We start from the raw sequence: 23906 nt of genomic DNA on the forward strand, positions 1-23906 counted from the left end.
TAATCAGTTGTTGCTCCCTGTTGGGAAACCCACTCTTTTCATGCTATTAAGCACTTATAGAGTAACGTGTCGCACTGAAGTGGTAGCCTGTCTTGATCGCCACATTTTGGTAGCCTTCATGCGGGTGACTGCCGGGACGGACAGGCAAGGTAAACGGCTCCTGATTCCCTCTTGGCAGTCCGTCGATGCTCCCTAGTCCCGTCCAATAGGACAGTCCGCTATGCACCGGGCTTCCTTTGCGCTGTCGGAACACCCGCTCCCAATGGTAGTCGGCAATATCCGTGATATGAAAATCATACATCCGTCCGATGACCTCGATCTCTACCACATCATTGGCGACATGATGCGCGATATCCGTATTGGCATGACGCTGCTCAGTGAACCCGTCCGGTGCGTTTTCCGCAATAGTCCGAAACTCGACGGTATAATTCCCTTCATCCACCCATACAGGCAAATAGAAGTCTGTGTCCAGTTGCCTTACCGGAATGTCGATCCAGGTTCCATGCGGATAGAATTGAGTTTTCCCCTTGTCGTACACATCGAACGGAAATCGCACCTGCTTGGTTCGCACATATTTGGCATACTCCCGATCACCATAGCCGGGAATATTCAGATGCGGGCCCGCCGTTGAAATCGTCACGCGGAAAGGACGTTCCAGAATGAGCGCTGATCGACCTTTCGTCGGTTGGGTTTTCTGGTTGTGGGCCGCATCGTCTGACACACTTGAAAGATTCACCACGGGCGTATGGACGGTCACGGTGTTGATCCCTTGGATCGGCAAAATCTTATCTGCACCGCCATTGATATTTCCTTTGAGAATGGTATAGGTGATATCACCGCTACTAGGCGTATTGGGCTTATTTGTCTTGTGCTTTTCAATCACATGGCCCGGGCTGTAGAGGGTATCCGGCCCGATTTTTACGGGTTCAGGGATTTTGCCAGGAGTCGGGCCCTTTTCCTTGACACGCTGGTGGTCCATGATCGTTTGACCGTTGAATTTCACAGTATCGTTTTCCACTTCCACGTCTGGTGTAGCCTTCTGGGCCACAGGCTCCAGTGACCTTTGTTCATTGGGCACCTTAGGCATACTCTTGCCGCCATAAATATAAAGTGAACCCCCGTCGATGATGCCCGGATCTGGCCCCGGATAATAATTACCGTTGTTCGCTGATTCTAAAGCAGGAGGGGCATAATCCTTCGGCGGAATCGTAATACTACCTCCCGGCAGTGCATAGTTTCGTAGCTGCGCGTTCTTGATACCGTACACCTCAAGGTTGTCGATCGTCCAGTAAGAGTACGGTTTTACAATTTCGTATTTGTAATACTCCACGATTCTCATACGCAAGGTATCCGTAGGTCCTTCCCATTCCAGATCATAGGCACGCTTCAGCTTGACGTTGTAGGTGCACTCGCCTTTGAGCTGTTGAAAAGTGTTTTGAAACAGGTAATTTCGGGCCAGCACGTTTCCGTACAGGCTTTCAGAAGTTGGAATACCCTTGGCTACATCAAAACGTGACGCACCTCGTTGATCGGCTTTAATAACACCTGAAGCCATTGGGTCGAGGTATTTGTCCGACTGGCTACCGCTAGGCGTAGGTCGGGTGCATTTCGTGTCAGGAGGCGGCCCCTTCTCCTTATAATATAAGTAAGCTGTAAACTGCTTGAAGGAGCCGTTATAAGTAAATCCGGGTACATTTCCCGGCAAAATGTCTCCAATGAGCGGTTTACCCATAGTGCTTTTTTTGTAGCCAACATACTCATATCTGGGATCGGTTGGTGGGGTGAAATCATACGTTTCCCCAGATTGCAGCTCACCTTCAATTGGTGTAAATACGTTGTTAAGAGATTTTTCATCAGTAGTAAAATGCTTGACGATTAGATTGCTGTCCAGTTCGATTTTGAAGAGGATTGGCTGGTAGATACGCCAGGCTTCTACTTCTTTTGCGCAGTTCGGGCAGCTCTGAGCCTTGATGTTTTCAGCTTGAACTTGCGCATTCAGCCTTATACTTACCGTAATCGGAATGATGGTGGTATCCGTACCAATCCCTTGCTTCTGGAAGGGACGGATATCCGGATCATCTTTTGTGCCTTTACTTATGTGATCAGAATAGTCTTGATAAAGGTCAGACCGTGATTTTGTGAAATACTCCCTATTGTCACTAGCCGTGTACAGGCGAGCCGTTACATTCTTGATCTTGCGGCCTGGGAAATTAAATTTGTAGATGAATGTGGCTTCACCTTGCATGTTCTTTTCAGGTTGTTTTCCTCCATCTGTGACCCAAACCCCGGCGGTGTTCTTCCACATGTCGAAGTACATCATGCCGACAAAGTAACGATCATTCTTATCTGCATAGTAGGAAAGCGGTGTAATTTCTGTATCGGCTGACGCCTTGTTTGTGGGAAATGAAAAAGGTGGGAGCTGCAAGAATAGAAGTACCCCCACCAGCAATACGGCCAGAATGCGTTTCGTGTTCTTCATGTGCTTAATTGCTCTTCCACGGGTTAACCATCAAGGGAATGTAGCCATCACCTTGCAGGCGGAATCCAATGTACTCAATGTCTTGTAGCTTAAAAGATTTATAATTTTTAGTGCCCAAATAAAGCTCGTCAGCAGAGGAGTAAATTGGGTAATAGATCATCTTTGTTCCGTCTCCATTGTCTTGAGTCATTTCTCGCAACGGGGAACGAAGACGGGTATCCTTATTCTTAGTCATGTAGAAAACTCCACCTGCTGTGGACTTGGTTTTTACTCTCATTCTCAAGTAAGGCACACCATCAGAAGTTGTGTATGGCTCAACAGAATAAATATCCCGAAGCAGCTTGATAGGCAAGTCAGATTGCTTAAAAATCAATACTTTGTCATATGGCTTACCAAGATCATCTTTCAAAAGAGCGGGTATGGTACCAATCGTTTTTTTGTACGGTTCAATACTCACCGCCTGATGCCCCGTATCCTCCAGCGCAGCGATCTCCTTCTTCCCAATCCAAACCCAGCGGCTGACCTTGTCCCACTCTACCGTCTGACCCAAGCCTTCACTTACTAGCCGTAATGGTACAAAAGTACGGTTCTGCTTCAAAATAATCTTCGTCTCATATGTTTTACTCTGTCCATCCACGGTAGCCGTGTTCTGTCCCACCGTCATGTTGACCACATGCGCGTCATTCTTAATCGACACAGCCAACTGACCGCCTGTTTTCTCCCAGCCTACCTTAGCTCCCAGCGCTTCGGATACAAAACGAATAGGAACCATTACATAATCGTTATCATCCTGAAATGGTTTAGCATCCGGAAACTGTATTTTTTTCGCATTCAATAATACTTCAATCGGTTTGGAGCTACTTGCTGCTTCCGTCGTTGGAATTGTACTGGTTGCTCCCCAAAGCAACGTGACTGCGGTCAAACTCAACATCCATTTTTTCATACTCATCTCTCTATCCCCTTTGTCTGCTTAAACTATGAACTATGTACTATCAGCCCAAAGACCACGAATTTATCGCATCCCCACTTTCGGAAAATACTGGATACAACTTATATATTATATGGTTTCCCTATCACAAAATCTATAAGAAAAACTTCTAATATAAAGCATTCTAAAAAAACAGACTACATTGACCAAAGTTTTATTCCCCTAATATCAGGAGACTAATTCCTTCAAGTAGTTACATTTCCCAAAAATCTCAACAAAAAAGGGCTGCCTCTCCCCTGTAAGGAAGAAACAGCCCGTGTGCTTCACGCGCAAAAAACGATGAATATCTCAGTTCATACCCTAATGATTGTTCCAGCATCATCCAATATTTCTTATATCATAAATCATAACTGACTAAAAATCAAACGTTACTTTTTTCTCACGAAACATCTCAAATATCATTCATACACACCTGAACTGCCATCCTGATATAGCCGCTCATACACGTCCTGGTTAACCATTCTCAGTCCAAACAATCTGCGGATACGCTGTCCCGGCTTGGCTTTGAAGGTCACTGTCGCTTTATCCTTGCCCTCCAGATATGCAGCCGGAATGGCGGCATTTACGTTGTAAAACTTGTCGGCCTCATCGAAGCCTTCACTAAAATGATCCAGCGGATGACCGTTAATCAAAATATCAAAACCGCAGTTTGGCATTTCCAGCGTAGCTGTGTAGGTAATGACCAGCAGCATCGGAGCAGCCGGATCTGTATTCAGATCAAAAGAAAACCAGCCGTCAATGCCCGCATTCCGGTAAGGCCGATTGTTTACATATCCGGTGCGAGTCGAAGCATCTCCCTGGAAGTTATGATCCCGCTCCGGCTGCATTTCTCCGGGTTGGGCGAAGTCGATCGTGCACTGCTCCAGAATAGCCAGCTTTTCGCGTGCCGCCGTGTATTCCTTTTCTGTCTTCTGCCACGCTTCCGGTGTAAAAATGTCCCAATATACGGAATAGGTGCGGTCATGCATTTTATACAAAGGAGACAATTCCACATCCCGGGGGTGGCCTGCATCCAAAGTACGAAATGTGTTCGTTTTGCCCTCCACGGGTTGTATCCAGGCATCCAGCTCATCCGTTTTGGGAATGAATACCGGTGTGTACAGGAAATCCTTGGCCTTGGGATCAGCTATGGGACCGAGGTCCCCTGCCAGCACCAGCGGTCCATACATAACAGCCGCCCGGTCAGGGTTATCCGGCATCTGCTCCAGTCTCAGCGACATCGGAATCGTCACCTCTACAACATCGCCGTCAATCCACGTTCTGGCGATAGAGACGAAGCTGCCCGGTTCCGATACGACCGCTTGTTCCTTGCCATTTACGCGGATGGTGATCCCTTTTTCAGCCCAATAAGGATAGCGGACGAGCAGCATAAATTTGGCAGGTTGATCACATTGAATTTCCAGCGTCGTATGATCGGTATCCGGATAGGACGTGCTTTGTTTTAGCGTAACGCCTGTGTCTTTCCATTCCAGCGTGGAAGCAATGAACTGATTGACATACAGCTTATCGTGATCGTGAAAATAAATGCCGCTGCCGTAGCTCGCATGGTTTTCCATCCCTGTGCCAACGCAGCATGTAAAATCATCAAACTTGCTTTCAAAATGCTTGTGTCCACCCATCGCCAGCGACAGAAAATACGTTACACCCCCATGAACCGGGTCCTGAGAGGCCAAAATATGATTAAACAAACCCCGCTCATAAAAATCTGCCTCCTTGGCGGATACATTCCACTGAAACAGATGGCTGGTCAGCTTGAGCATATTATAGGTGTTGCACGTCTCTGTCGTATGCGGCCCGATGCGATCATTTAAACCACCCGGCGCTCCAAAATATTCTCCAAAGCTATTGCCGCCAATGACATACGAATGATGATCCACCACCCGATCCCAAAAAAACTCCACCGTCGCCCGGCGCTTCGTATCATTCGTCAGTTCATATTCCTTGGCAAGCCCGATCAGCTTCGGAATTTGCGTATTGGCGTGAATCCCCTGTAAACAATCCTCCTGCGAGCTAAGCGGGTCCAGCACCAGCTTGTGCCAGAAGCACTCAGCCAGCCGCAAGTAGCTTTCTTCCCCCGTATCCGCATACAAATCCGCTAATACCTCGTTCATGCCTCCATATTCACAAAACATCATTTGCTGCATCTGCTCATCACTCATCGGCTTCAAAATACCCCCGAGCCAGTCCGCCAGCTTGCGCTCTACTGCCAATGCCTTGTCACAGCCTGTCAAATGGTACGCATCACGCAGACCAGCGAACAACTTGTGCAATGTATAAAGGGGAGCCCAGGCACCATTCAGGTCAAAGCCCTTCGAACGAATATTTCCGGCAGACACTTCATCAAAAAGTTCCTTTCCCCCCGGAATGCCGGATACATACCCGTCACCATGCGCTTCTTGGCAAACGTCCAGCTCATCCGTAATATAATGTGCGATTTCTTTAAAACGGTCGTCGCCCGTCGAAGCATACATCATGGAGCAAGCGGACAAATAGTGTCCAAGTGTATGACCGGAAATAGACATGGCTTCCCAGCCTTCATATTGAGGCGCTTTGGGTGTAAGTCCGGCATATTCCCGAAAACGCGCCAACAAACGGTCGGGTTGAAGCTCCAGTAGATAGGATCGGTTCAGCTCCATCGCCTGTTTGAAGGGACCTTTAGCCAACACCACCTCGTTCAGTGCGAACGGTCTTGCTTTCATATGGGCCTTTGCTTTGAGCGTCATTTTCCGTTCCTCCTTTAAGGCGAATTAAGGATGTAAAAAAAGAAAGCGCGTATCTAGTACAGCCAGCCGTTAAGCCCCGCTGCCAGAGGTTTGCCCCCACTGCTGGTACAACTGCGTTCTCGCCTCTGTAATGCCGGGATGAAACTGGATCAGAGCGTTTTTTCGTGTAAAATGGACCTCACGGATCGCCTCCTGTATCCGTTGTTCCCCGTCGGCTCCGCTAAGGCCAGCGGCATGGATCATAGAGGCGGCGGCTAATCGCCCTTGAGCCATGGCGACCAGCCCGCTTTCGATGCCGGTAATATTTCCGGCAACATACAGTCCCTTGAGCGAGGTTTCCATTCGTTCACCATGCCGTGGAACATGCCCGCCCAACTCGGGGCTGTACACGAATTTGCACCCGGCTACCGCCGCCAGCTCGGCGAGCGGATACAATCCGCCGCTCAGCGCCACGAAGTCGGCGGGTTCGACGCGCTCGCTGCCGGGAATAGGCGAGCCGTCCGGTTTAACGTGGACCAGGGTCACAGATTCGACCCGGTCCTGCCCGTTGACGGACAGCACTGCCGTCCGCAAACGGATCGGGATATCCCACAGACGGAAACCTCTGTGGGGATAGCAGCGCGCGATGAGACCCTCCATCCGCATCGCTGCTGCCAGCTTGCCGCCTGCACGCATCCAGGCGGCGGGAGCCAACCCCGACAGCTGTAGCAGCAGCTTGGCGGAGGCTGTCGGATCTGCCGCCGTACCAGCCAGCGGATTGGCGCACGGCAGTGTAATCGCCGCCACCTTCACCCCGGCGACGGACAGCTCTCGGGCAATTGCCATGGACAGTACGTTCATGCCTACAATGATGCCGCGTTCTCCCGGCTTGACGTAATGAACGTTGGTCATCACCTGCGCAGCCCCGATGGACATCACGCCCGGCAGCGTCCAGCCGTCCAGCGGAACGGGAATTTCAGCGGCTCCAGTTGCCAGCAATACATAATCGGCAGTGAACAATTCACAGGAGGTGGAAATTTCCCACGTTGTCGTATACTCCATGCCATGCACAGATACACCGCAGCGGATGTCCACCCCAAGCTCCACGCAACGGGTAACCAGTTCATCCGAAACGTGTTTTCCGACCCACCAGCCTTTGCTGCCTTCCTCATGATACTGGCCGGGCATACGTCCACCCGGCTCCGTAAATTCATCCAGCACCGTGACTGGCAACCCTTGTTCAGCAGCCGATGCCGCTGCGGACAATCCGGCGGGACCCGCGCCAATGACGATGAGATGCGCCATTTTATTCATATCACAATTCTCCCTGTGATTTCATTCGAAAGCTGCCGTCCGGTTTCCACCACCATACCTTCCTCCAACTTGGTCAGACAGGAACGGACGGTACCGAGCGGGTGAACTGTCAGGCGGCATTCGTTACAATGCCCAATGGCGCAATATATGCCTCTGGCTGTGCCGGATTCCTCATGCCTTCTCAGCAAACGGACACCGCTTGCCAGCAGCGCAGCTGCGAGCGGCTCTCCAGCCAAACCCTGCATGGGGCGACCGTCGAAAACGAAAGACACCTGTCGCCGCTCCGGCTTCTGCCCCAAAATAGGATGGCTCACAATACGCGCACGATTCATAGGGAACCTCCCTCTGCCAACTGACCGAACGTCACGGGACGCACCGGGGGTCTTTGCGATAACAGCTCCGCCTCGCGGCGAGCGGCAGGATACTGGCTATAAAACCACGACTCGACCAATTGTCTGCATACCCTGCCCTGACATGCCCCCATCGTCACTCGCGTAGCCATTTTAAGCTGGCGCACCGTATCCACTCCCATACGGCAAGCCTGCTCCAACTGCGCCATACTCACTTCTTCGCAGCGACATACGAGCAAATGACCTGACGCATCAACCGTCTCACTCTGGCCCGCCACCCGCTTATTCATAGCTGATCGCGCAGGTTTTAATGGCTGAATAAAAATCCAGTGCCGCCTGCCCCTGTTCCCGGGTATGTGAGCTGGATCGCTTCAAACCGCCGAACGGGGCCTGATATTCGACACCAGCCGTTTCCTGGTTAACCCGTACCATTCCGGCGTCCGCTTCATCCAGAAATCGATGGGCGAGCCGCAAATCGCGGGTGAATAGCGAGGCGCTCAATCCGTAAATAGAATCATTGCACAGTCGAATCGCATCCTCGAAGTCGTCCGCCTGCACGACACCGATCAGGGGACCAAAAATCTCCTCCTGAATCAGCGGATGTGACGAATCCAGCCCGGCTGCCACCAGCGGACGCACATAATACCCGTTATCCGTCCCAGCGGCGGCTCCGCCCTCGGCTAAAATATCTGCTTCCCGGCGGGCTAGCGCGACATAGGACATGACCTTCTCATACTGACCTGCGGATGCTACAGGTCCAAGATACGCGCCGGGGTCCAGCGCCGGGGCGATCTGAATTTTTCCCACCGCTTGGCGCAAGGCATCCGTAAACGTTTCATAGACAGACCGTTCCACGATCACCCGGCTGGTTGCCGTACATTTTTGCCCGGCTGATCGGAAGGCTCCGCTGGCAATCATCGCCACCGCCTGCGCTATATCTGCATCCTTTAGCACAATAGCGGCATTTTTACCCCCCATCTCAGTCTGGTACTTGATGTTACGGCGCGCGCACCGCTCGGCAATGCCCAAACCTGTAGGGGTAGAACCCGTGAAGCTGACCGCATCCAATGCCGGATGCTCCAGCAGGGCATCGCCAATGCGACTGCCCTGCCCGACGACAAGGTTCAATACCCCCGGTGGAAGCTGTACAGCCTCGAACAGTTCTGCCACCCGTACCGCAGTTAATGACGCATGTTCGGCAGGCTTCCAGATGACCGTGTTTCCACACAAGAGTGCAGGAGCGATTTTCCAGAGCGGAATGGCTACCGGGAAATTCCACGGCGTAATGACAGCCGTTACGCCCAGCGGAATACGCTTCGTGTACTGGAGCACTCCCGGCTCATTCGAAGGGATAACCGTACCGATGGAACGTACGCCCTCTGCCGCATAGTATCGGAGCAGATGGACACCTCGCATGACCTCTCCGCGCATCTCGGTAATCGGCTTGCCCATTTCACGGCTGGCCAGCTCAGCCAATTCGGGCAGACTCGCTTCCAGCACCCCGGCTGCTTTGAACAGATAAGCTCCCCGAGCTGCCGGACTTAATGCCGACCATCCCGCCTGTGCAAGCCGTGCAGCCTCCCCGGCCTGTGTAATAGCGCCCGTATCTGAAAAATGAACGATACCCACCTCCTCCTTCAGCGCGGAAGGATTGCGAACGACCATTTCTTCGCCTGAAGGACTCAGCCACTCACCGCCGATCCAATTTCGGCTCTCCATCGTCTTCACCTCCATTCAGGATGAAACCCCGCTCGGATGAACCGCCACCTCAAAAGCTTCGCGAATGCGGTCATAATCCGCCTGCGGCAGCGCAAGTCTGGGTGGACGTGTCGGGCCGACCGGAAAACCAGCCAGCTCCATCATGTATTTAATGGACTGTACGAGTTGCGGGCTGGCATCATAGCGGAACAACGGTAGCAGCCTGCGATACAAAGCGGAAGCTTCCGCTATATTTCCCGCCTGTGCAAGCTGGAACAGCTCTACCCCTTCCTTGGGTAACGCATTAGGTACCCCCGAAATCCAGCCTGTCGCGCCGAATAACGCCCCCTCCATAGCCAGATTATCTACCCCCACCATGACCTCCAGCTCTGTATTTTCCAAAATAGCGTGAATACGTCGTACATCACCTGAGAATTCCTTAACCGCTACGATATTTTCAATGCGTGACAAGTCCGCAAGGATATCCGGGGTCATATCGACCTTGTAATCATGGGGATTATTGTATGCGATGATGGGCAAGCCTACCTCCGACAATGCTTCATAGTGGGCCGTTACCTCATGAGGCAGCGGATTGTAATTAATGGGCGGCAGCGCCATGACGCCAGCTGCTCCGGCATCCTTTGCATGCTGTACCCAATGCACCGCCTGCTTGGTGGATGGAGCCGCCGAGCCGACAACGACCGGGACTCGCCCCGCCGCAGCGTCAATTACCGTATGCACAACCTGCGACCGTTCCTCCGCGGACAAAGCTGCATATTCTCCCAGTGATCCCGTAGGAACCAGTCCGCTAATGCCGTTCGCAATCAGATGCTCGCACAGCTCGGTCAGACGCTTGTGATCGACCTCCAGCTCTGCCGTGAACGGTGTAACCAACGCCACATATACACCTTCAAAACGTGCCATATGCTCACCAACCCTTTCCCATCTTTATTTTGATATCCAGTATGTTGCATCCTTCGATTCCAGTCGCTCGCGGGTACAATATATAGACGGATAGAATCATTCCGATCTATTTATTGCTGATGGAAAGCCGCTCTTTGAATTGATGCAAAATGCTCACATAAGTAAAAATCCTTCTCTCAGCGGGTCTTCCGGATCAAGCACAAATTGATGATGCCCCGTCACCCAAGCCGATCCGGTAATTTGCGGAATCACTGCCGGATAAGAGCCTACCTGTGTTTCCCCCACAATTTCAGCCCGGAACATGGAGCCGGTGATGCTTTCGTGCACAAACGACTCATGCAAACCCAGCTTTCCCTTGGCGTGCAGCACCGCTACCTTGGCCGAGGTTCCTGTGCCACAAGGTGAACGGTCGATACCTCCCGGCGGAATGACGACGACATTGCGACAATCTGCCTGTAGAGCCACGGGTTCCCCGTAAAATTCAATATGCGTCAGTCCCCGGATGACCGGATTTTCAGGATGCACCACCTCAACCACAGCATTCACCGCCTCCCGAATCCGCACCGCCGTTCGTACAATCTCTGCCCCATTGCTCTGCTCCAGCCCAAGGCCGATGGAAGCAGCCTCGATCATGCCGTAAAAGTTACCTCCATACGCAATATCCAGCGTGACTTGACCGATCCCCTCTACATCCACCTCTACCTCCCGACGGTAAACAAAAGAAGGAATGTTCGTGAACGTCACCTGGCGTACTTTCCCCTCGGCTACATCCAGCAGCACCTGAACCGGGCCTGCCGGGGTATCCAGCAAAATCGTTTTTTTGTCCGCAGCAATCAATCCGCCTTCCATCAGCGCCGTGCATACGCCAATCGTATCGTGGCCGCACATCGGCAAGTAGCCGCCTGTCTCCACGAAGACCACACCGATATCGGCATCCGGATGGCAGGGTTCTGTTAAAATACAGCCTGACATGACCTCATGCCCGCGCGGCTCGAACATGAGCAGACGACGAAAATCATCATGATGCTCTGCCATATACGTCATCTTTTCCAGCATCGTATGACCCACCAGCTTGGGCGCACCGTGAATGACTGTCCGCGTCGGATTTCCTCCCGTGTGGGTATCAATCGTAGTGATTTTGCCTAGTACACTCATCCGGTTACCTCCCCGTGAAGCTGATTGCTGCTAAAAGCCTCTCCAAACCGGTCATACCGCAAGGGCTCCACCGGAATGCAAGTCGATTCGCCGCGCACCATTTCGGTCACCAGCTTCCCCGTAACCGCTGCGAGGCTAATACCGTCTCCTTCGTGGCCCGAGGCGATAAACAGCCCCGGTATTTCGTCCACCGCCGATACGATCGGCAAGTGATCAGGCGTCCACGGACGCAATCCAGTATACGCCCTCATCAGTGGCACGTTTGCCAAGTCTGGAAAAAAGCGAATCGCTCTGCGGGCGATTAACCGGATCACCTGTTGATCCACACCTGTATCCATACCGACAAACTGGCGGCTACTGCCGATCAGGATATTTTGCGATGCGGTCGGCTCGAATACCAGTGCTACACCATATTTTTCATACACCTCATCCACACTCCGCTGCCCGCCAAACTTGCTCATCAGATACCCGAACTCCATTACCTTGCGGTTCCCGATCGAGGGCATCCGGGCAGACACCAGAATATGTCCTTTGCGCGGCTTAATCGGAAGGTGAAGACCGAGTGATTGACCGATGCTGCGTGTCCACACGCCTGCCGCCAGCACCACCGCTCCAGCATGGATAACTCCATGGGGCGTCTCCACACCCCGAACGTTTCCCCCTTCGTCCTTGAGGACGGACTGTATCGGCGTACGCGGCAGTAGTCTGGCTCCCATTCGGCGTGCGGCCCCGGCCAGTGCATACGTCATCAGTACCGGATTCACGGTTGAATCTGTCGCACATTCCAGCCCGCCCGGCAAATCTTTAGCCAAATGCGGCCATTCCTCCTGCAAATCCTGCTGATCCAGCATGCGAAACGGAAGGCCCTCTTGCTGCTGGCGGGCGACCCACTGCTCTGCCGCCTGCATCTCCTGATCATTTTCACAGACCAAAATACTGCCCGGCGCACGATACTCAAATTCATCCTCCAGTTCTCTAGCCAGCTCTGCTACCAGTTCCTGCGATACCAGCGACATTCGGCTGTCAAATCCCGGCTCCTTGTCGATGGCTAAAATATTTCCATCACAACGGGACGAAGTGCCTCCAGCAATCTCCCCTCGCTCAGCCAGCACAACCTTCAAACCGGATTTTGCTGCATAATAAGCGATGGCAGCACCGATGATCCCGCCGCCTACAACGGCAAGATCCGCTGCACCGTGTTTCATTCATTTCCCCTCCCTCCAACCACTCAAGCCCGAGTACATCATAATAAAATCCAAAATCATGAAGTTGCTACTGGATTATTTTCAGTTACAGCTTGAGCGTAAAGCTTTGAGTCACAGGCTTGCTCAGCTCGTCATAATCCCGTAACTGTACAGTGAACGTATATGTCTTCTTCTCTGCTCCGCTGTCTGTTGTCCCGCTGATCGTTCCTGTGAAGCGATCCAGCTTCAAGCCTGCGGGCAGTTCGCCGCCTGTCACAGTCCAATCGTAAAACGGTACGCCCCCCTTGGCCTCCAGCTTGGCCGTGTACGCCTTTCCTTTGGCGGGTTCAGGCAGTTCCTTCGTAATGATTTCCGGCGCAATGAAAGGAGTCAGATTCTTACGCAGCGGCCAGCCTGCCTTTTCCGCTACCAGCAGCGAAAGCTTCGTGTTCATCCAGCGCCGGGTCGGGAACATATGCCGCCAGCCACCGTTTTGTCCGCTCAGTCTGTCAACCTCCGCAAGCTCCCCAGAGAGATGATAGCTGTCGTCCAACGCGGCCGCTCTATGTTGATAGGCCATAATGTCCGGGTCAATTCCTGCCGCTTCCTTCAGTGCTTTGACGCCCGGGAACGTGTCGCTGAACACAATCGCGTGGCCGAATTCATGCATGATCAACCCATGCACATCAGTTACCTTGGAGAGATCGGATTGATACCATTCTTCATCGTCCACCGATGTGAATGGAATTGCATCATCATAAAAATCCAGAATCAGACTGTAGGAACGGTTTAAGTTCCCCGGCACAGTCACACCATTGCGTGTATGATAATTGCCGTTGTTTGCCGGAAAGCCTGTAGAATAAGGCCCGTTCAGACCTCTCATAAACACCCACATGCCCTTGTAAGGCTTGTCATTCGTCACCTGTATTTCATTTTGCCAGTCGTCTCCCGGCAGATGGTTTACCTCCGCATTGGCAGGAACCTCGTCGAAGGAATCCAGATCAAAGTAATAGAACCAGTCCTTCACCGCCAGCTCTGCGGCTTTTCTGGTAGAAGCATCATTGAAATAGGGCATAATCGTATCGAAGCGGTAGTCAAAATGTATGGGTACTTTTGGCTCTTCATTGTCGTCCTGATCCAACACCCGAATCGGAATGGACTGGACCTTCGTCTGCCCATCATGTCCGGCAATGGACATAGAGAGCGTATAATGCTCTATTTCGCCGTTTCCTCCGATCCGGTCGGGATGGATGGCTAGTCGGAATTCTTTTTCCTCCTGCGCGTTGTTAAAGGTTAAGGTCTTGCTTGCGCCTTGGGCCGACAACGTACTTGGCAAATCCATCATCAGCCGGGACGTGCCCTGCGCATTCAGCGTAACCGTCACTGGAAAAGCGGCGTCCGCAGGCGGCTTTACTTTTAGCTTCACATACGGGTTCGCAAGATATCCTTGCCAATCGACCAGGTCTATACCGTAATCGTTCACCGTCCGGCTAAAGATGTCGATGACTTTTGCATCCGATTCCGCCTCGGCATAAGCCTGTTGACCCGGAATGGCTGGGGTCAAAACAACGATGAGAGAAGCCGCTAGCGCGGTCAGCCATATTTTCGTGCGTCTTTTTTGCATGTTCATGCGATCCCTCCATATCGTTTTTGGATGACTGGCAGACAGACATGTTCTTACAGCATTTTGCATCATTTGATTCCCAACGCTCGAAAGTACAATATATAGACGAACTAAACCGTTTCGATCAATATAATATTGCTGGTTTGAAAACGCTCTTGGGATGTATGCAAAATGCTCACAATAAAAGCAGCTCTTTTGGCGAAGAGGTCAGTACCTTTACACCATCTTCTGTGATCAGCACATCATCCTCAATACGAACCCCGCCGAAGCCGGGGATATAAATGCCTGGTTCCACGGTAATGACATGGCCCGGTACGAGCACCGACTTACTTTCGCGGGACAGGCGTACCTGCTCATGAATTTCCAGACCAAAACCGTGGCCCAATCCGTGACCAAAATGTTCCCCATAGCCGTATGAGGAAATCACATCCCGCCCCAGACTGTCCCCCTCACTGCCGCTTATTCCGGGGCGAAGTCCTGCAATCGTCTTCATGTTCGCTTCCAGCACAATGGCATACAGTTCCTCATGACGTTCTGACGGTTTGCCGACGAAAACCGTACGCGTGATATCGGACAGATAGCCGCGCACATTTGCGCCAAAATCCATCGTGACGAACTCGTTCTGACCAATTTCCTTGTCACTGGCCAGCCCATGCGGCAGCGCTGAACGCTCACCCGAAGCGACAATAAATGCAAAACCACCCGATTCCGCGCCAGCCAGCCGCAGCCGATATTCCAGCTCCGCCGCAATCCGCCGCTCTGTAACCCCTGGCTGAATGTAATTCAGCACCTCCGCAAAAGCGGCATCGGTGATACGCGCCGCTTCGCTGATCGTGCGAATTTCCTCATCGTCCTTTACATCACGCAGTCGTTCAATCATATCCTCCGTTTGCACATATTCCAGCGAACCCAGCACGGCTTGAAGCTGACTCGATTGCTGGAGTGAGACATGGCGGCTCTCCAATCCCAGTCTGTGAACGCCCAGTTTGTCTGTCAGATCAGCCACCGTCTGGAAAATTTGTGCCTCATGCCGAATGACCGAATATTCCGGTGCCTGATCCGTTGCCTGCATCATGTAACGGAAATCCGTCACCAGAAAAGCATCTTCCTCCGTAATGAGCACGATCCCTGCCGAGCCTGTAAACCCCGACATATAGCGCCGATTGGGTCCGTGTGTAATGAGCAGCGCATCTATACCCAGCGCCGAAAACTCCGACCGCAATCGGGCCAATCTGCCCGGAACACCCTGTACCCGCTTTGCCGAACCGATTTGCTTTTCCAAAGCTACAGCCGCCTCCTGAATTGTAGTTTCAATTCCTTCTAGCCTTTGATGCCTGTCAATGTGATGCCCTCAATAAAATAGCGTTGTCCGATAAAGAAAATCAGGACAATGGGAGCCAAAATCGTGCTGGAAGCCGCCATCAGATAAGGCCAATTTGTGTTGTTCAGCCCCCGGAAAGTCGCCAAGCCCAGCGCCAGCGTAAAATGCTTTTCATCACTCAAATAAATAATCGGGCCTAAAAAGTCATTCCACACATCAATAAAAGTAAATATCCCGATCACAATCAACGCGGGCGAAGACAATGGAATAATGACGCGCCATAGTACGGTCAGAGGTGTGCCCCCGTCCATATATGCCGCTTCGTCCAGATCACGTGGAATAGTCAGCATGAATTGTCGCATCAAAAAGATGTTAAACGCCCCTCCACCGAACCATGCGGGAACAATCAGCGGCAGGAATGTATTCAGCCCACCCAGCTCACGCCACATAACGAAGGTTGGAATCAGTGTCACCGCGTAAGGCAGCATCATCGACCCGATCAGCAGTGAAAAAATCAGATTACGTCCGGGCCAGCGCAGGCGGGCAAAGGTAAACGCCGATACAATTGAGGTCATCATCACTCCTGCCAGCACACATACCTCAATCATGAACGTATTCATAAAATACCTGCCGAACGGTACAGAAGTCAGTGCTTCCGGGTAATTGCTCCATTGAAAAGGAGACGGTATCCACTCTGGCGGGAACACGAAAATTTGTGATGTTCCCATCAGAGAACTGCGAATGAGCCATACAAATGGCAACAGCATTAAGATACTGCCCATGATTAAAACGACATATAGCAGAACACGACTGATTTTGAGCGGCTTGGCTCGGGTGGTGGTGGCGGGACTACGGGAGCGTTCAGGCTGTGGATGCGGCTGTTTCGGTGTTGGTGAATCGTTGACAGAAGAAGCGACTTGATTCATGAACGTTCCCCCCCTTCATAGTGAACCCACTTTTTGGACGTGGAGAAAATCAGGACGGTCAGCACCATAATGACGAAAAATAAGATCCAGGCCAGCGCCGACGCATAGCCGATTTTGGTCTCCGTAAAGGCCGTGCGCCACAAGTAGAATACATAGAACAGGGTCGAATTGTTAGGCCCCCCGTTCGTCATGACATACGCCTGATTAAATGCCTGAAAGGTACTGATCAAAGACATGACCAAATTGAAGAAAATGGTCGGTGTCATCGAAGGAATCGTAATATGAAAAAATTTGTGCCACATATGGCCGCCGTCCACCTCAGCCGCTTCATACAGATGGGTGGGAACGGACTGAAGCCCTGCCAAAAAGATAATGACCGTGTTCCCGATCCCCCAGGTGCTCATCATAATCAGTGAGGGTATCGCAGTGCTCTCGTCATAAATCCATTTGCTCCCCGGCAGTCCAACACTCTCCAGCAGCGAATTCAACAGACCAAAATCCGGGTTGAACATCCACAGCCACAGCATCGTGTTGGCAATACTCGGCACAATGGTAGGTAAATAATAAATCGTGCGGAACACCGATAAACCCTTCACCTTTTGATTTAATAGCAGCGCAATGATAAACGCCGCCACCAACCCGAGAGGCACGCTGCCCAGCGCGTAATATGTGGTCACGAACATGGATTGGGAAAAGGTAGTGTCCTCCGTCAGAATCGTCCGGTAATTATCCAGGCCAATAAAGGTCATCTGTCCGCCAATGGTCCAGTCGGTCAGGCTGAATACGAATGAGGCAGCGATTGGGCCAATCGTAAATATGAGTAGTCCCAGAATGGCAGGAAGCGCGAACAACAGACCCCAGTTACGCTCCATGCGCATCATTCCTGATTGCTGCCGCTTCATGGGCCAATCTCCTTTCGCAGCTGTGCTGCCGATTTATTCATCCGGATATACTCCCTGGAGCAGCGGCTGAATAATAGGCTCCAGTTCATCCAATGCCTGCTGCGGTGTCTTCTTATTCGTCCAGATCAGATCCAGCCCCGGGGTCAGCTTGGAACCGATATCAGGCCAATTGCGAAGGGTAGAGGTGGACGGCTTGATTGCATAATCTCTGGCATACTCGATGCCTGCCTGCTGAAATTCCGGCGGATGTGCAGCATTATTTGTCCATGATTGGATGGCTTGCTTATCGGTATAATATTTTTCCTCGATAGGCATCCACAGACCGGATTTGAACAAGTCCACCTTTTCCGGATTGTTATGATACAAATAAAATTCGAGTGCTTCCTTCGGATGCTTGGTGCTCTGGAAAATAACAGTGGCTCCCGCAACGATCATCGTTTTGGGTTCTTTAAGCTTCGGCAGAACGCCGATACTCCATTGCAGCTGCTTGTTGTTCGAAAAATCGAGCAGCGACCAGGTTCCGTCCACCACCATGGCAACCTTTTTCGTCTGAAGCCGGATCGTATTGGATGGCATGTCCTGCTGCTGGATCAAATCGGGAGATACATGCTCTTTGAAAACCAGATCCTGTAGCTTCTGAAATACCTCCACCGACTCGGGGCTATTCAGTGTGTACTTCTTGCCCGTTTGGTCGGTCAAAGCTCCGCCGTTGCTCGCCAGAAGCGGTCCCCAGGAGCTGCGGTCGTTGCCGAAGGCAAAGCCGTATTGCACAATATTTTTCGGATCAAAACCACTGTCACCGGGATGCCTGCCGTTCTGATCCTTGGTCAGCTTTTTGGCAATTTCCAGAAATTCATCCCATGTCCAGGCCTTTTTAGGATCAGCCGGAGGAACGGGTACGCCTGCTTCTGTAAACAGCTCCTTGTTGTAAAATAACTGCATCACTTCCATGGCGGTGTAATTGCCGATAGACTTGCCGGGCTCGCTGTAGAGATAAGAGGATTTAAGCTTGTTTTTTAATTCGGGATATTCATCATAATAGGAGGATAAATCCAGGAGTCTGCCTTCACTTGCCCATTTCATAGTAAGCGAATCACCGAGGTAGGCGATATCGGGAAGCTGATTGGCGGCCATTAACGTGTTAATCTTCGTCGTGTAATCACCCGGGACATGCTCGCCCTTCACTCGGATATCCGGGTGGGATGCATTAAAGCTTTGGATCATTTTTTCCATTGCCTGCTTCTCGTCATTGCTCCCCCAGTACATGAACTTGAGTTCGACCGCATTAGGGTTGACCGGTTCGCCACCGTTGCCGCTGCAAGCCATCAGCCCTGCCAAAATCGCCGTTATCACGAGAGCCATCCATGTCCGTAACCTTCGTTTCAGCAAATCAACCGGCCCCTTCCTGAACTGGATTCTCCTTACAAGCCTATTATGCGCCGAGAGCCCGGAGCCGACTACCCAACGACTCCAGACTCTCTTTGTTTTGGTATGATTTTTTTAACAGCGCGTTTACAAAAATGTTTTACGAAACTCCGTCGGGGTCAGTCCGGTATGCTTTTTAAAGGCAATGCTAAAATAGTTCGTATCCGCAAAGCCCACAAGCTCCGCCACCTCAGCAACCTTCCGATTCGGGTCCAGCAACAGCTCGCGGGCACGTTCGAAGCGGACACGCGTCTGATAGTCGGCAAAGCTTTCTCCCGTAACCTGCTTGAAACGGGCGCTCAAATATTTGGGACTCATATTCATGTACTCTGCAAGACGGTTCAGCCCGCCATCCTCCTGAAGATGCTCCCGAATCCATTCCTTGGCCCGCTGGAATTTGCGTGGAATGCCCTTCTCGCGTGATTCTCGGACATGGCGACCCACCCGCACAAAATAGCGGGATACATAGTCGATCATCTCGGGACCGTGCCGCAATCGGGACAGCTCCAGCAGCGGGTCCTGCTCCTGCATGGACGTTTGGCCTACGGATGCGTCGCTTTGGACGATCCGCATGACGAACAGAACGAGCTGGGTGACGATCATTTTTACCTGCTTGACGGGCAAACCTGCCAATTGTCCCGACCATTCCTGTAAAATCGCATGTACAGCGGCATCATTTCCGGCCCGAATTTCCGTAATCATGAGCAGCTCCTTCTCCAGCAAATGACTGCTGTTCAGCTCAGCCGTCTGAATGCTCTCATAGGGGATGATCTGGCTATAGCCGACCCAGCCCCGGTGCTCCGCCGCCCGGACAGCTTCCTCATACGCTTCGGGAAGTTGCTCCATCTGTTGTACGGGACGGCTTATCCCGATGGACACCCCCTGACTCAATCGTTCCTGTACGGCCTGCCGAATCTGCTGTGCTGTCCGCTCCGCCGCCCTGCAAGATGCTGCTGCCAGCAGCACGACACGCCGATCCCGGGAAACCGCCGCTCCGTGTGCCTTCGCCCCGGCGGCTGCCGCAGCTTCCCAAGCCAGTCCGGCGAATACACGGCTGCTTCCCTCCTTGCAGCCGTGCAGCTCGCTCGTGGTGGCCGCTTCCTGCTGCTGCGGCTCTTCCAGCTCGCAACACAGCACGGTATAGGGAGGTCCGGATGTCTCGCCGGAAAACTCCAGCCCGTCCATCTCCCGGATGACCTCGGCCGCGGGACGCCGCTGCTGTAGCAGATCCAGCAGCAGATGCTCCCTGTACAACGGCTCCGATGAACGATGACGGTGAATGACTTCCTCCTCGCTCCTTTTCAACTGCACAATACGGTCTTCGGCCCGCCGCAGAGCCGCTTCAAAATCCCCGCTGGTCACAGGCTTGAGCAGATAATCAACCGCTTGAAGCGAAACCGCCTGACGAATGTACGTCACAGATTCGTACCCTGTCAGGAATAGCAAAGGTGTACGCTGATCCTTTTCCCGAATGATTTTTGCAATGTCCAGTCCGCTCATATCCGGCAAATTAATATCCAATAAAATCATGTCCGGTCGCCGCTCCGCATACAAACGTAATGCCGTTTCGCCGTCACCCGCCACATCACTAACTTCTACAGGCAGGCCGCTTTCCGCCACCATCAGCTTCAGTCCTTCCCGAATATGATATTCGTCGTCCACAATCAGCAGCCGGTACATGCCATCCTCTCCCTTCCTTATTCGGTTCGAATCGGTGCTAGCAAGGTAACCGAAGTGTACAGGCCCGGCTCACTGGTCACGGACAGTCCATATTGTGGGCCATAATGACGAAGACGCTCATGTACATTACGCAGCCCAAAGCCAATGGCACTTTCCCGCCCGGCATCCAGCGACTTCCGAATATCGTCCAGCCGCTCGGCTCCGATACCGCCTCCATCGTCACTGACCGTTAATCGCAACGCATCGCCTTCCCTTGTACCGGACAGCATGATGTAGCCACGGTCGGTACGCCCTTTTAAGCCGTGGTAAATGGCATTTTCAACGAGCGGCTGGAGTATAAGCTTGGGGACGTAAAACCCGCAAATATCTTCCTCCACCTCGCAAATCCACTCGAACGAATCCCGAAATCTGAACTGCTGCACCTTCACATAGGCGCTCACATGCTCGACTTCCTGCCCCAAGCTAATCTGCTCCCGGCCATAGCTTAGCGAGATGCGAAAGCATTTACCAAAAGCCCCGATCACCTCTGCCATATCCCGTTGCCCATTTGCCAGCGCCATTCCCTTGAGCGACTCCAGCGTGTTGTACAGAAAATGAGGATTAATCTGCGCCTGAAGCGCACGAAACTCTGCCTGCTTGCGCGACAGTAATGCTTCATAGACTTGTCCGTACAGCTCATGATTTCTTTGCATCATATGAAGAAAACGCTCCCCGATCTGCCCCACTTCATCCTTGGGATTAAAAAAAACAGGGACGTGGCCCTCGGAATCTTTGGCTGAGCCTGTGGCGCTCGTACTGCCGTCCACAGCCATTAATCGGCTCAACTGAAGCAGCGGACGACGAATGGTGTCACTCAGCCGATAAGACAGCACCCAGCCCGACAACAGTGCAATTAAAAAAGTCCAGATCGTCCAGGCCCCAATCTGCCGCGCATCCTCGAACAGCACGGATTGATCGACCTTTTGCAGCAGCGTCCATTGTCCTTCATTCAACGGTCCGTAGGAAATCATGGTCTGACGACCATTCCATGTTCTCCAGTCCTTCGTTAGCATGGGTTTGTCTACAGCAGATTTGGCAATCTGATGCAGTAGTAGCTTGTCCGCAACCGCCTGCTCCGGCAAACGGTATACAGGCTCGCCCTCCTGATCCAGCACCCACATCTGGGTATTGCCGTCCGTTTCATGAAAGGCAAGCCCCCGAAACAGGCTGGCCTTGTCAATTTCCAGCAGCAAAAATCCAAGCGGTGCATAGTCTCCGGTCGTTTTTCGAAGCAGTTTCCCGACGTATAGACGATCATCCGCCATCCCTCGTCCCGATTCGAACGGTGAATGGGCCATCCACAACATGGGCTGATCCGCGAGCAAGCGACGATAGTAAACACGTGCTTCCTCTAATGTAGGAAGGCCGCCAAAGCGGACCGAAACATTCCCTTGATACAGTGAATGCTTGGGCCCGCCATTGGCGGCATATATGAGAGAGGACGTGATATACGGCTTGGTCTGGGTTTGCGCCCGGACAACCATGCTGAGTGTTTCATCGTTCCGTAAGTATTCATAATCGTCTTCCGGCTTGTTCTCCAGCGTGGCCTGCACATCGGGATTGCCGAGAATGGCATTGGTCAAATCGTTCAAATCGGAAAGTGTCGCATTGACGTAATTTTCACTCATTTGCCGGGACTGCATAGCCAGCGCTTCCGACTTCTCACCAAGTGAATGGGCCGCGATCCGGTAAAAGGTAAAGGTCAGTACCACCATCGGAATGACGGTAAGCACCAGCGTAAGTACAATGAATTTCCCACGGATCGTAGGAATCCCGGTAAACTTTTGACGACCACGGCCTCCCATTCATCTGCCTCCCTTACACATAGGCTGGAAGCCACTCTCCGTGCGCCGCAATCAGTTCATCACACAGAGAAACAATCTCATCCATAGATAGCTCGGCTGACGTGTGCGGGTCCAGCAGTGCGGCATGATAAATATGCTCTTTTTTCCCGGTGATCGCAGCTTCAATCGTCAATAGCTGTGTATTAATATTCGTCCGGTTGAGCGCAGCACATTGGGGCGGCAAATCTCCGACATAAGTCGGCGTAACCCCGTTGCGATTCACCAGACAAGGCACCTCCACACATGCTTCCTTCGGCAGATTGGTAATTAAACCTGTATTCATTACGTTGCCGCCAATGGTAAAAGGCCTATCCGTTTCGATCGCCTCCAAAATATACGAAGCATATTCATTCGACCTTTCATGGCGAAGATCCTGATTGCCCAAAAGCTCCTCGCGCATCGTTTCCCATCGTTCAATCTGGCTCACACAGCGACGCGGGTACTCATCCAAAGGAATATTGAACCGTTCGATCAGTTCAGGGTATGCCCGCTTGATAAAATATGGATGATACTCCGCATTATGCTCGGACGATTCTGTAATGTAATAGCCGAATTTCAGCATCATCTCAAAACGCACCATGTCGTTATGCTTTTCCCGCTGCCTGGCGGCGGCCCGCTTTTTAATCTCGGGATACAAATCCACACCGTCCTTGCTCACTTCGAGCAACCACGCCATATGATTGATGCCTGCGATTTTCGCCTTTACGCCTTCCTGATCCAGTCCCAAGCTTTTGAACAGCTCCGGTATGCACGCCTGCACGCTGTGACACAGCCCTACCGTACGGACACCGCCGTGTTCGTTCATCACATTCGTCAGCACAGCCATCGGGTTAGTGTAGTTGAAAAACCATGCATCCGGACATACCTCGCGCACATCTGCCGCAAAATCGAGCATCACCGGAATCGTCCGTAAGTTGCGGAAAATACCGCCAATCCCGACCGTATCGGCAATCGTTTGGCGCAGACCGTATGTTTTGGGGATTTTAAAATCCGTAATCGTACACGGATCATAGCCGCCAACCTGAATGGCATTTATCACATAGGCTGCTCCGCGCAGCGCTTCCTTACGGTCGGTGTAGGAGCGGATCACACAGGTGCTCCCTGTCGTTTTTTTCAAATTGGATAAAATATTTTCCGAATCCTTCAGCCTTCCGGGGTCAATATCGAACAACGCCAGCTCAAAGCCCTGCAAAGCAGGTGTCAGCATACAATCACCAAGCACATTTTTGGCAAATACTGTGCTGCCTGCGCCCAGAAATGTAATCTTGCTCATGCCTTTTCCCCCATTCACATTCTTATTCGCAACTTTGTACTCCAAATGCAAGGATACCCACCGCCACTCTCCCCTTTG

General features: G+C 52.1%; 17 protein-coding genes and 1 pseudogene. All 18 read right to left on the reverse strand.

All coding sequences use genetic code 11. The features are described 5' to 3' along the window. Positions 1-76: 76 nt before the first annotated feature. Positions 77-2479, reverse strand: a pseudogene (locus E0698_RS23920) (DUF5704 domain-containing protein); the annotation flags it as partial. Between the two features lie 4 nt (positions 2480-2483). Beyond that, positions 2484-3428: a copper amine oxidase N-terminal domain-containing protein gene (locus E0698_RS23925; protein ID WP_192513133.1), complete on the reverse strand. Its 945-nt coding sequence runs from the start codon at positions 3426-3428 to the stop codon at positions 2484-2486. 437 nt (positions 3429-3865) lie between these two features. Further along, positions 3866-6190, reverse strand: coding sequence for a glycoside hydrolase family 127 protein (locus E0698_RS23930; RefSeq protein WP_192513134.1), 2325 nt, complete (start codon positions 6188-6190; stop codon positions 3866-3868). Between the two features lie 69 nt (positions 6191-6259). Next, the gene (locus E0698_RS23935; RefSeq protein ID WP_192513135.1) at positions 6260-7483 is read right to left on the reverse strand and encodes an NAD(P)/FAD-dependent oxidoreductase; all 1224 of its coding nucleotides are present in this window, start codon (positions 7481-7483) and stop codon (positions 6260-6262) included. Next, positions 7480-7815 (reverse strand): (2Fe-2S)-binding protein, encoded by a 336-nt coding sequence (locus tag E0698_RS23940; RefSeq protein ID WP_192513136.1) that lies wholly within the window; start codon positions 7813-7815, stop codon positions 7480-7482. Before E0698_RS23940 ends, E0698_RS23935 begins: the two co-directional genes overlap by 4 nt. Then, on the reverse strand, positions 7812-8123 hold the full coding sequence (locus E0698_RS23945; RefSeq protein WP_238354126.1) for a (2Fe-2S)-binding protein: 312 nt from the start codon (positions 8121-8123) through the stop codon (positions 7812-7814). The genes E0698_RS23940 and E0698_RS23945 overlap by 4 nt, the downstream gene beginning before the upstream one ends. After that, the gene (locus tag E0698_RS23950; protein WP_192513137.1) at positions 8116-9552 is read right to left on the reverse strand and encodes an aldehyde dehydrogenase family protein; all 1437 of its coding nucleotides are present in this window, start codon (positions 9550-9552) and stop codon (positions 8116-8118) included. Before E0698_RS23950 ends, E0698_RS23945 begins: the two co-directional genes overlap by 8 nt. Before the next feature lie 15 nt (positions 9553-9567). Then, positions 9568-10455: a dihydrodipicolinate synthase family protein gene (locus tag E0698_RS23955; protein ID WP_192513138.1), complete on the reverse strand. Its 888-nt coding sequence runs from the start codon at positions 10453-10455 to the stop codon at positions 9568-9570. A 153-nt stretch (positions 10456-10608) separates the two neighbouring features. Further along, a complete protein-coding gene (locus tag E0698_RS23960) occupies positions 10609-11610 on the reverse strand; it encodes a proline racemase family protein (RefSeq protein WP_192513139.1) in 1002 nt (333 codons plus the stop codon). Further along, positions 11607-12815 carry an NAD(P)/FAD-dependent oxidoreductase gene (locus E0698_RS23965; protein WP_192513140.1) on the reverse strand — a complete coding sequence of 403 codons (1209 nt, stop codon included), beginning with the start codon at positions 12813-12815 and terminating at the stop codon, positions 11607-11609. Before E0698_RS23965 ends, E0698_RS23960 begins: the two co-directional genes overlap by 4 nt. A gap of 85 nt (positions 12816-12900) precedes the next feature. Continuing rightward, positions 12901-14424 (reverse strand): Ig domain-containing protein, encoded by a 1524-nt coding sequence (locus E0698_RS23970; RefSeq protein WP_192513141.1) that lies wholly within the window; start codon positions 14422-14424, stop codon positions 12901-12903. 169 nt (positions 14425-14593) lie between these two features. Further along, positions 14594-15700, reverse strand: coding sequence for a M24 family metallopeptidase (locus E0698_RS23975; protein WP_192513142.1), 1107 nt, complete (start codon positions 15698-15700; stop codon positions 14594-14596). A gap of 38 nt (positions 15701-15738) precedes the next feature. Next, positions 15739-16665 carry a carbohydrate ABC transporter permease gene (locus E0698_RS23980; RefSeq protein ID WP_134910997.1) on the reverse strand — a complete coding sequence of 309 codons (927 nt, stop codon included), beginning with the start codon at positions 16663-16665 and terminating at the stop codon, positions 15739-15741. Then, complete coding sequence (locus E0698_RS23985) at positions 16662-17567, reverse strand: carbohydrate ABC transporter permease (RefSeq protein ID WP_044646720.1); 906 nt, start codon at positions 17565-17567, stop codon at positions 16662-16664. The genes E0698_RS23980 and E0698_RS23985 overlap by 4 nt, the downstream gene beginning before the upstream one ends. A gap of 33 nt (positions 17568-17600) precedes the next feature. Beyond that, positions 17601-18956 (reverse strand): ABC transporter substrate-binding protein, encoded by a 1356-nt coding sequence (locus tag E0698_RS23990; RefSeq protein WP_238354127.1) that lies wholly within the window; start codon positions 18954-18956, stop codon positions 17601-17603. 123 nt (positions 18957-19079) lie between these two features. Then, the gene (locus E0698_RS23995; protein ID WP_192513143.1) at positions 19080-20672 is read right to left on the reverse strand and encodes a helix-turn-helix domain-containing protein; all 1593 of its coding nucleotides are present in this window, start codon (positions 20670-20672) and stop codon (positions 19080-19082) included. A 17-nt stretch (positions 20673-20689) separates the two neighbouring features. After that, a complete protein-coding gene (locus E0698_RS24000; RefSeq protein WP_192513144.1) occupies positions 20690-22516 on the reverse strand; it encodes a sensor histidine kinase in 1827 nt (608 codons plus the stop codon). A gap of 13 nt (positions 22517-22529) precedes the next feature. Further along, on the reverse strand, positions 22530-23828 hold the full coding sequence (locus E0698_RS24005) for an alpha-glucosidase/alpha-galactosidase (RefSeq protein WP_192513145.1): 1299 nt from the start codon (positions 23826-23828) through the stop codon (positions 22530-22532). Positions 23829-23906: the final 78 nt, after the last annotated feature.

This window comes from Paenibacillus sp. 23TSA30-6, assembly GCF_014858585.1.
GTDB lineage: Bacteria > Bacillota > Bacilli > Paenibacillales > Paenibacillaceae > Paenibacillus.